Here is an 11,260-nt window from a genome sequence, read left to right on the forward strand (position 1 = left end):
GGATTAAAAATCGTCGGAACGACGGTGCAGTAAAAAATATCCCCAAAAAAATATCTTTTTTTGGGTTTGCGAATCCCCGTCTTATCAAAGACGGGGAAGTTCAAAGGTGGTTGATAATATGAAATTATTTGAAAAACCAGGTTATGAAACTATAATTGGAGATGGCAGACATTTAACGGAATATATGAAAAATCTAATCAAAGAAGGTAAGATTTCAGAAAGTGAGGCAATGTCAATTAAAGATAGATTAAAAAATGGATTTGAGAATGGCAGTATTAAAGAAGAAGAGCTAATTCTTAGGGCTCATGAAATGTTTTCTGATTTTCTGTATGATTATATATGGTTCTTTGGGAATGTTATGTCAAAGGATGAAACCTGTCCGATATGTCTTGAAAAAATGGATTATAAAGAGGGTTCTTGTAAAAATTGTGGTTTTGATCTTGATTTAGTTCATTTAAGTTTAAAAGAGTTTGAAATGATGGATATTTTCGCAGATTTTGTTGATTCACATGAAGACCTTAAGGATACAAAAGACATGCTTTTAGAAAATGATTATTATGGGGACCATTTATATAATGATTTGCTGCTCCAAATATTTTTGGATGATTCCTTAAAAAGGGAATATGATAGCCTTCATTTAAATAATTTTGCGGATTTGGATGAAATGTATGCTGATTTTAAAGAGGATACGTCTGAAGAAAATTACTCCCAAGAGAATGCTCAAACAACTTGTATGGATGAAATTGAATTTTGTAAAATGGCTGACAATAAGTATCGTCTAATCCCAAGGGTTGATGATTCATATGTCATGCCTGTTGATTTGAATAGATTTAAACTTTATACTCTTGTTGATGAATGTAATGATGCAGATTTTGCATTATATGATTTGTCTTTTGTCCCATGGTGTTTTAGACAACAACTTAGAGATTTGTCCTTTGAAGGAGGATTTTTGACTCATAATGCCTGTAAAGCTAATTGGCAGGATTTTTCAAAAGACTTGAGGCGTTGGCAATTGAAAGAATTTTTAGAAAAACATGGTATTGATGCCACGGGCAATAAAAAACATCTTGTTCAAATAATTGCTGAAAGTAATTTGCCATTAGAAGAATTCGTGTCTGAAAAAACATTTTTAACACAAGAATCTTATGATTACTTGAAAGAATATGAATGGATTCAATTTTACATCGATAATCTTTATTATTTTGATTTTTTAGACTTTTTTGATTTTTTGGATAATCATAATGGCAGTATTGAGGAGATTTCTCTAAAATACTTGGATGAACATATTAAATTAGCTGAGGAGTCATTGGATTTTGATTATATCATGAGGACTTATGAATCCAAAACAAGAATTCTTCATTCAATTTTAAAATTGGATGAGGCATTGGAATGTGATATTCGAATATTGCATTTAAATATGAATCCTATTTGCTTACCCAATTATAGCTTTTCTTCACATGTTCCTTTAGATTCTGAAAATATTTCAAATCTAAAAGAAGCAAAATCAAAATATGGGGAGGAAGTAATCTTCAAATCATTTAATAAAAATTGGAATTTTAGGGGTTTTAAATCAATAATCATTCCTAAAAATGATGTTTGGGATTATTTAATTAACGCATTAAATTCTAAAGATCAGAATCATGGAAGTAAAAAAATTCGTGAAAAATATTTCTTGTCTTTTTAAATTGATAATAATAGGAGTTTTAAATAATTGGGTGTGAATACATCTAAAACTTCCATAAATTATTGTTTTTACAGTCGTTATGAATGCTATTTTGTATAATTGTGGCTAAAATCTATTTTAAGGACTTTATTTACTTTTTAAAGTGTAAATAATTTTGTCATGTTTTTCAATATTATAAATTTTATTGAATATTCTTTTATATATTATCATTCAATATATTGAATATATATTTATATAATAGTGTTCAATATATTATCAAAGAGGTGATTTAGTATGAATCCTGATAATGAAGATTCAATTCATGATTTTTTACAAAGCCAAATAACAGATACTCCTTTATCTCTAAACAATGAGTTATCAAATAGGGGTGTTAAATTTAATCATAGGGATGATTTTGAAGAAATAAGAACATTTATAGATGAATTCATCGATGGAAATAATGTTAATCGTTATATTGTATTGCCAGGTCTTAGAGGTGTTGGAAAAACAACAATCTTATTTCAGGTATATGACTACTTGTTGAATCAAAAAAATATCCGTCATGAACAGATATTATATTTTTCCTGTGAGGAACTAAATAAAATAGAAGATTGTGACATCTATGATACCATCAAATATTATCTAAAAACATTCCATAACTCCTCACTGCAGACACTTGATGAAAAATTATTCTTATTAATTGACGAATCACATTTTGATAAAGATTGGTCACTTTCAGGTAAAATAATCACTGATAAATCTAAAAATATATTTGCGATTTTTACAGGTTCATCAGCAATAAATCTTGAATATAATGCTGAAGCCGCAAGAAGGATGATACGATATCCAATAACTCCCCTAAATTATTCACAACATTTAAAATTAAAATATAATTATCACACAGATATTTCCAATGATTTGATAGATTTATTATTTAATGGCAATGTTGATAATGCAATCATAAAAGAAAAGCAGGTAAATCGTGATTTATTAAATCTAAAAAATTATCATTCAATGGATTGGGATAATTATTTTAAATTTGGAGGATTTCCGTCAGTGATGCATGATACGAATCACAGAAATGCATTTAAAAAATTATACTACTCAGTTGAAACTGTGGTGACAAAAGATTTAGGGACAATGAATAACCTGACTGCAAATACACAAACAAATGCATTAAGATTAATGAAATTTTTGGCGGAAAAATATCCTGGTGACATTTCACAAAATGCGCTTGCAAATAAAATCAAAACTTCTGCAGGAAGTGTTAATACAATAATGGACTTACTTGAAAAGACTCATTTGATATTTCACACAGAACCTTATGCAGGTGCAAATGCAAGAGCAAAAAAATCATGGCAGTATTATTTTGCAACACCAAGCATAATGCATGCAATAAATCTCAAATTCGGATTTTCATCTATAAAATTGAGTGAATATGAAGGAATATTGCTTGAAACATTAGTCGGATCAAACCTTGTTAATTTGAAAAATAGTGAACAGTTCTTTGAATTCAGTATATTCTACGATACATATAAAGTGAAAAAGCAAAAGGTTGATTTTATAATAAAAAAAGATTTTGATGAAGTAATCCCAATAGAAGTTGGACACGGTAATAAAGGTACTGATCAAATTAAGGATGCAATAAGACGTTATAAAGCTCCACATGGAATTGTTATATCTGATACAACAAAAACAATTGAAAAAGTTGATAATGTAATATTCGTGCCAATAAAAACTTTCTCATTAATGTAAAAACTATTAAAATTTGGGAAATATTATTTATTTTCCATTTTTTGTTTATGGTGTAGTGTGTTTAAATATTATTATATCATATTAATTGTGTAAGAGCTAAAAGTACTAAATATTTTGTATAGTGTACGGGCAAAAATTATTTTAATAACTTTTTAAATGGATAATATGTTAAATAGAACTCCTAAAGTGCTATATTATATTGTCATCCTAGTGAAAAATCAATCACAAATACCATTAAACAGGGATATATTGATGGATTGGAAGAAATAAATATCTCATACACAATCACAGATTTATATGGATCTAATTTTAATTCAGATATTACTGAAGAGGAATATTTAAGAGAAAATAATAATATTCCATGTCCTTTAGCTGAAGATGTGCTTCTTGAACAGGAAAGAATTAATAATGCAGATGTATTGACATTCATATTTCTGTTATTTTGGATGGATGCACCTTCAAAATTGGTGGGTTATTTTGCAAGAGTATTTACAAAGGGATTTAAATATGATTATGATGACGGTAAATCTGCATCAATGAAGACAATGGTCCATAGAAACTTCCTAATTAGTGCAGGTAGCAGTTACGATGATTTGGAAAAAGACGGCAAAATAAATGCATTGGAAACAATATTTATAAAAGATAAGTTGGCAGGAAAAACTAAAGATGTTAGTATGTATTTTTTTGAAAAAACAACATATCTAAAAGAAGGAATTGACAGATAAATATCAGTTTATGGTCTTTTAACTATATCTTTTCAGTTAAAACAATTAGTTGTTCCTAATTATGTAAATATTTTATTATCTAAAATTTGTAAAGTTCGCAGCCTTGGGGGTTGTTTAATTTTTTTTAATAAAATTTCATTGTTTTTGTAAAAAAGTATGGTATTTGTTCGTTATGTCTTAATTAGTTTCTTTTTTTATTATCAATTTATGTAAAGTATTTTTAACAGTTATTTTTTTTAAATAACGCATTTTTGAGCTTTAATTTAAATAATAGTACTTATATATATACATATATCTTTTGATTAAACAGTTGATTTTAAGTATTGAATGTTTGAAAAAAAGATGCAAATAGTGAAAAGTGATTATTAGATAAAAGTGCCCTTAACACTTTTATTAATCACTTTCATATGTTACTATTAAACAAACAATGGGTAAATTGAATGATTGCAAGTAACATTTATAATTTATATATTAAATGCTATTTAAAGTTATTTAAAATAGTTGCAGACAAAATGCACAGTTATACTAGCTTAGCTATGCTTTTAAATAATTCATTCTTTTTTTCATTCCATTTAGGTTAAAATTTGTTTATCAAGGGATTATTGCAATAATCAGACGTGATAAATATGAAATTGAAAAAGATAATGTTGATAACATTGATGTTATTGGCGATTATAGCGATTGGAGCTGTAAGTGCATCGGAGGATATTGCTGATGATAATGTTACAGCCATTGAACCGACTGATGATTTAACAGTCTCTCAAGTCGATGATGAAAATGTAATTTATACAGTTGATGATGAAATAAATGGCGCAGAGGATTCAGAAGAAATCCTAAGTGAGGATGAGGTTTTTGAGCCTGATGTTTTTTATCCTTATTCAGGCCAGCATATTGATTTTTCTGAAGGCGAAATGTTTCATATTGGTGTGGATGCCAAAGGGGCTAATGGAACATTCAGGGTTTATTATTCAGGGTGGAATGACTTCGGACCTTTCAAATACAATAATACCTTGTTGGCATCTGCCGACATAATTGATGGTATTGGAATTGTTAATTTAACTGTCCCAATAGGAGGTAATCCTATATATACAGTAGGTTATGATTTTATTGATTATTGGGTTGAATATGAAACCAATAAAGGAAATGGCGATACATTTTTTAGTATATGGGTCGTAAAAAACAATAAAAATATTTCTGCAAAACTTGACAGGATGGAATTTACAGAAGGGGGAAATAATAATGTCACTCTTCAATTCGCTTCACCCGTATACGGATTTTTGAATTGTTATGTGGATGGAGTTAGCCTCCCGGAATATCATTTTGATGATGTAAACTCTGCAAAGGTGCTATTTGAATATTTAACTGTTGGAACACATTTTATAAAAGTTTTATTCACGTATGACGAAACTTTTGACAATGTTGGAACATTCTCAAAAACATTCATAGTTACTGTAAACCCTTGGGTTCCTGTCATTGTACAAACTGCCACTAAAATCACATCATCCAAACTAACCACTCCGTATAATGTTGCCAGTAAAGTCACATTCACTCTTAAGGATGAAAATGGCCGTGTTATATCAGGTGAAAATGTCACAGTTAATTTCAACGGAAAAACTTATAATAAAGTCACTGATTCTAAAGGCCAGGTAAGTGTTGATATCCCTTCAGGACTGGCCCCTAAAACATATAATGCATATATTAAATTTGAGGGGGATGAAAGTTTTAAAGCGTCTTCTGCCAGTGCAAAAGTAGTTGTTTCAAAGGCAACTCCAAAGATAACAGCTAAAGCAAAGACTTTCAAAAAATCAGTCAAAACCAAAAAGTACACAATTACTTTAAAAAACAATTTGAATAAAGTCATGAAAAACACTAAGGTGACAATTAAAGTCAACAAGAAAACCTACACTGCCAAAACCAACAGCAAAGGTGTTGCGACATTTAAAATTACCAAATTGGCCAAAAAAGGTAAATACACTGCAACCGTTAAATATGCAGGTAACAAATACTACAATTCCAAATCTGTAAAGGTTAAAATCACTGTCAAATAGATATTCACGGCATTTTTAATAATCAATGAGGTGAAAATAATGAATTTCAAAAAAATAGTTGCGATAACGTTATTGTTATTGGCAATTCTAACAGTAGGTGCTGTAAGTGCAGCTGAAGATGCAGGTGCACTTGCAGTTGATGATGCGGGAAATGAAATGGTAGTTGAAACTCCAGCAGATGATGTTGAGACATTAGGCTCTGATGAAAATGACGAGATTTTACAAGATCCTGCCGCTGAAGATTTTAATGTTGTTATAAAATCAGAAGCTGACATTAAGAGTAAAGAGGCTGTTGTCAGCTTTGACTTGCCAAACTATCTAAAAGAAAAGGACGATACAATTTATCCTGAATTTTATAATGATCATGTTGAAGTAAATGTGGATGGAGGTTCCAACTTTAGGTTTTATAACACTGGTGGTGAAAATTCCATAAGCTTAACTATTGATGATTTATACATATTTTGGGGAGATGACTACAATATTACAGTTTACTATAACAGCCATGATTCCAACATAGAAAAAATGAAAATCGCATCAGGCACTTTAAAAGTAACTGAGTCAGCAGATTTAACTCCTGACAATTTTATAGAAGCATATGATTTGGCAGTTGAATCTAATGACGACTATTTCTGTACGGTCTTTGATACACAAACTGCATCCGGTCTTAATGGTCAGGTAAGCATTTCTGCAAATGGGGCTCAGATATATTCTAAAACATTCACAGGATCAGGAACTCCAAGTATAGCGATATACGGTAGTGATTTAACAGGCAACCTTAACGGAGAGTATAATATAAAAATCACTTATAAAAGGACAGCTGACGGAAAAGAATATTCAAAAAATGCAGTAGTCACATTTAAGAATATTGGAACCGATACTCCAACTGATGGGACAGGAGATGTTACTCCAATTGCAACATCAATTTCAGCTTCAGCCATTTCAATAGTTTACAATCAAAATAAAAACTTAGTTGCTACTTTAAAAGATGCTAACGGTAAAGCAATTAGTGGTGTTGATGTATTTATTACCCTCATGGGAGTTAAATATCCTTTAAAAACTGATAATAACGGTCAAATTAAGCAATCCCTAAGCAGCTTACCTCCTAAAACACATACTATAACATTTGCATTTGATGGAAACAGTAACTATCTTAAATCAACCAAAACCGTTAAAGTGACTGTTAAAAAGACTACTCCAAAAATAACCGCTAAGGCAAGAACTTTCAAAAAATCAGTTAAAACCAAAAAATATACAATAACATTGAAAAATAATTTAAATAAGGTCATGAAAAACATTAAGGTTACTCTTAAGGTCAACAAGAAAACTTACACTGCTAATACCAACAGTAAAGGTGTTGCAACATTTAAAATTACCTCATTGACTAAAAAAGGTACTTTTAAATCCGTAATAACCTACAAAGGCAATAGCTACTATAATAAGGTAACCAAAAATGTTAATCTTAAAATTACGTAGATGATTAAATTCATCTGCTTTTATTTTATTTTATTTTAAAAATTTGTGTGACAAAAAGCCGATTTAAATTTCAGGGCAGGTAATATGCGGGTTATGCATTTGCCGACTGATGGGTATTGAATTGATTACGATGAAATTTATGCAGATAAAAGTTCCTCTCTTTTTTTAATAAAGAATTATTTTTACCAAATTTTTTTAGATTATTTTCAAAGGGCATTATATTTTGTATAGTATACGGGCAACAAGATTTTTAAATGATTTATATGATCTATTCAGTTTATATCATTTTAATAGGTAATTTTTCTTATTTTAAACATTGTGAATTATGGAACTGTTTATTACTTTATTATTAATACGTATTTTTAAAAATAATGTTTTTATTAATTATTTTTTGAGGTTATTTTTGGCCGTTTTTCGGTGGGTGCTTATATTTCATGGGATTTTATTTTTTTTTGATTTTGCGTTGACAAATTTTCTTTACACTGTGTATAAGTCTTTTTTTATGTATTGTGTTTGAAATCCATCTTATTTTCATGTTTGAAGTAATAGTTGTATGAGTTTGTAAAATTGTCTTCATTTATAAGCAAAATTACTTAAATGGGGAGGCGTAATCTATTATTTAATTATTAGTTTGTATGTTGTCGAGTGTATTCGACAATTACATTAACTTTAAACATATTATCGATTGTATTCTACAAATATATCAATATTATTATTTTTGTAGATTATAATCGACAAAATTTATATATTTTAAAATACAAAATTCAATACATAGTATTGTGCGGTGAAAAAATGATTAAACGGGAACTGTACTTAAACCAAATCAAAAGACTGATAGGCAAGGAACCTATCAAAATCATAACAGGCGTTAGAAGAAGCGGCAAAACATATCTCCTAAAAAGCATCCAGGATGAACTTGAAAATCGTGGAATAAAAAAAGAAAACATATTCCTGATTTCATTCGAATCCATGAAATACAACAAGATAGAAAACTTCAAACAGCTCGATGAATGCATAATAAACCTGACCAAAAACACAAAAGGCAAAGTCTACCTATTATTTGATGAAATACAAAACGTGGAAAACTGGGAAAAAAGCATAAATGCATGCAGAGTTGACCTTGACTGCGACATATATATCACAGGATCCAACTCAGAACTTCTATCAGGCGAAATGGCAACACTAATATCAGGCAGATACTACCAAATAAACATCTACCCATTTTCATTTGCTGAATTCATACAATACAAAAAGGAAATTGAAAAAATAGACACAACTGATCTGGAGAAACTGTTCAAAGAGTATGTGGAATATGGGGGAATGCCTCCAATACAACAGGTTGCAGTTCAGGACAAATATTCCTATTTAGGTGATATCTACAATACAATACTTCTAAAAGACATAGTGACAAGACACAACATAAGAAACAGTGACATGCTAAATCGCATACTTGACTATGTGATAATGAACCTTGGAAAAAACTTCTCTGCCGGAAACATTGTAAAATACATGAAACATGAAAGAAGAAAAATATCAAAGGATACAATACTGGACTATCTTCTATACTCCAAAAACGCATGCTTCATACACCAGGTACCAAGAGAAGACATTAAAGGAAAAAAAGTACTGCAACACAATGAAAAATACTTCCTAGTCGACCATGGATTCTACCAGGCAAAATATGGGGAAATAGAAAATATAGGCTCAATCCTTGAAAACATAGTCTATATAGAACTTCTCAGAAGAGGGTATGATGTAAAAATAGGAATGATAAACGAAAAGGAAATAGATTTCGTATGTACTCGGGACAAAGAAAAACTCTACATTCAGGTAACATATCAACTGGAAAACGATAACACAATAGAAAGGGAATTTTCAGGACTTGCAAAAATCAACGACAACTTCGACAAATACGTCTTGAGCATGGACAAAATAGACTTCTCAGGTAGCGGATTAAAACACAGAAACATCATAGACTTTCTAACATCAGACTACATATAATTGAGGTTTCTTTGAGGATACATTTTTCATGATTTTATTTGATAATTTAATTTTTATCGATGCATTTATCTATTTTTATGCTTTTTGGTTAATTGTAAGAATTCCTACAAAAATAGTTTACATATTTAATATTGTTATTAGAATTGCAGTGTCTTATATTTAGTAACTTTGTAGCTAATCGATAAATTTATATGAAGTCATGATTAATGAGATTATTGTAAGAGCTAAAAGTACATTATATTTTGTATAGGATACTGGCATATCGCAATATCTCTAATTTAATGTTGTGTCTTAATTAATGTTAATTAACACAAATTCGCATTTTGCTTCATTTCTAATTCCCCATCCCCATCCTGTAAATCCTGAAGACACTATTTGCTTCATATCTCCAAAGGAGTATTCTCCATAGGTATTGGTTCCTATAAGTTCTATCATTTCTTTATATGGGAATACCTGTCCTCCATGGGTATGGCCTGAAACTTGCAAATCAGCACCTAATTTTGAATTTTCCATCCCTTCTAAAGGCTGATGGTCTGCAATTATTACATATTTTGACAAATCGCTTTCATTTAATATCTCACTAACATTTGCTCTATCTGCAACTCCATCCCATTCAGCGTCACTTCTTCCAACCAGAACAATGTCTCCATTTATTGTTGTTTTTTCATCATTCAGTATTGTTATTCCATTTTTCCTGATTGTTTGATTTAATTCAAGGTCTGTAAATGTTCTGTTCCCGTTTTCATAATCTGTCTGTGAAGGCTGTGTGTCATGATTTCCGAATATGTAATATATGCCGTATGTTGAGTTGATTTTACTTAACTCTTTAAATACCTCCTTCATTTGTGAATTGCTTGTTCGCTCATCAACAATATCTCCGCCTAAAATAACAATATCCGGTTTCAATTCATTAATCCTTGGAATTGAGTCCTTGAGCAATTGGGGATTTTGAATACTTCCGTAGTGTGTGTCGCTGATGAATATTACTTTATATGAATCATTGCCTATTTTTTGTGTTGTAATATTGTACTCGGTTTGGTCAATATGGTTCATGCCGTATACTCCAGATATAATTATGATAATGAAAAAGATTAGCGCTAACCCGCCTTTTTTGTGAAGTTTCGGCATAAATTTCAGATATTTGTCTTTAAGAGGGTATTTCACTATTAATCTTATGATGTCTGCAAATAATGAGCATAGAAAGAGGTATAATGTGTATATTGCAGCATTTGACCATATATTCAAACAGCAGATAAGTGCAAATATGGAAATTATGGCGCTAATTATTGTTACGTTGTTTTTAGATAATCTGGAATCATTAAAAGCATATTTCACTCTAAAAAATGAATATGATCCAATGACAATTCCAAAAATAATCCCTATTAACAGATACTCTGGGTAATAACCTAATGTAAAAAAATGGATAGGATTCATAATCTCTATTTATTATTTTGATTTTATTGTTGTTATATTTTCATTTTTTACAATCAACAATGTTTTCGTAAGAGTCAAACAAAAACGGCACTTTCAAAAACTTAAGTGATTTTTAGAAAATCGCATTGTCCTCATCCCAATACCTCAGTTTTAAGTCAAAT

The 11,260-nt window shown here is 30.0% G+C and carries 7 protein-coding genes; 6 read left to right on the top strand and 1 reads right to left on the bottom strand.

What is annotated here, in order from left to right; genetic code table 11:
- The first annotated feature begins 118 nt into the window (after positions 1-118).
- The 6 genes from E7Z81_RS11830 to E7Z81_RS11855 all read left to right on the top strand — a co-directional run bounded on the left by E7Z81_RS11830 (position 119) and on the right by E7Z81_RS11855 (position 9,665).
- Complete coding sequence (locus E7Z81_RS11830; protein ID WP_292748095.1) at positions 119-1,684, top strand: hypothetical protein; 1,566 nt, start codon at positions 119-121, stop codon at positions 1,682-1,684.
- A gap of 273 nt (positions 1,685-1,957) precedes the next feature.
- A complete protein-coding gene (locus E7Z81_RS11835) occupies positions 1,958-3,418 on the top strand; it encodes an AAA family ATPase (RefSeq protein WP_116592022.1) in 1,461 nt (486 codons plus the stop codon).
- Positions 3,419-3,609: 191 nt separating this feature from the next.
- Positions 3,610-4,143, top strand: a complete 534-nt coding sequence (locus E7Z81_RS11840; protein ID WP_292748108.1) for an NAD(P)H-dependent oxidoreductase — start codon at positions 3,610-3,612, stop codon at positions 4,141-4,143.
- A gap of 626 nt (positions 4,144-4,769) precedes the next feature.
- The gene (locus tag E7Z81_RS11845) at positions 4,770-6,191 is read left to right on the top strand and encodes a hypothetical protein (RefSeq protein ID WP_292748100.1); all 1,422 of its coding nucleotides are present in this window, start codon (positions 4,770-4,772) and stop codon (positions 6,189-6,191) included.
- Positions 6,192-6,230: 39 nt separating this feature from the next.
- On the top strand, positions 6,231-7,664 hold the full coding sequence (locus E7Z81_RS11850) for an Ig-like domain-containing protein (RefSeq protein WP_292748102.1): 1,434 nt from the start codon (positions 6,231-6,233) through the stop codon (positions 7,662-7,664).
- 792 nt (positions 7,665-8,456) lie between these two features.
- Positions 8,457-9,665, top strand: coding sequence for an ATP-binding protein (locus E7Z81_RS11855; protein WP_292748104.1), 1,209 nt, complete (start codon positions 8,457-8,459; stop codon positions 9,663-9,665).
- A gap of 291 nt (positions 9,666-9,956) precedes the next feature.
- Here E7Z81_RS11855 and E7Z81_RS11860 read toward each other — a convergent pair whose 3' ends face one another.
- On the bottom strand, positions 9,957-11,000 hold the full coding sequence (locus E7Z81_RS11860; RefSeq protein ID WP_292748106.1) for a metallophosphoesterase: 1,044 nt from the start codon (positions 10,998-11,000) through the stop codon (positions 9,957-9,959).
- Between the last annotated feature and the right edge of the window lie 260 nt (positions 11,001-11,260).

Origin of the sequence: Methanobrevibacter sp., from assembly GCF_015062935.1 — an archaeon.
In the GTDB taxonomy this organism is placed as follows: domain Archaea; phylum Methanobacteriota; class Methanobacteria; order Methanobacteriales; family Methanobacteriaceae; genus Methanocatella.

What these genes read in the sequence shown, in the direction of transcription:
- E7Z81_RS11830 (WP_292748095.1), top strand. Translation starts at nt 119, where the DNA reads ATGAAATTATTTGAAAAACCAGGTTATGAAACTATAATTGGAGATGGC.
- E7Z81_RS11845 (WP_292748100.1), top strand. Translation starts at nt 4,770, where the DNA reads ATGAAATTGAAAAAGATAATGTTGATAACATTGATGTTATTGGCGATT.
- E7Z81_RS11855 (WP_292748104.1), top strand. Translation starts at nt 8,457, where the DNA reads ATGATTAAACGGGAACTGTACTTAAACCAAATCAAAAGACTGATAGGC.
- E7Z81_RS11835 (WP_116592022.1), top strand. Translation starts at nt 1,958, where the DNA reads ATGAATCCTGATAATGAAGATTCAATTCATGATTTTTTACAAAGCCAA.
- E7Z81_RS11850 (WP_292748102.1), top strand. Translation starts at nt 6,231, where the DNA reads ATGAATTTCAAAAAAATAGTTGCGATAACGTTATTGTTATTGGCAATT.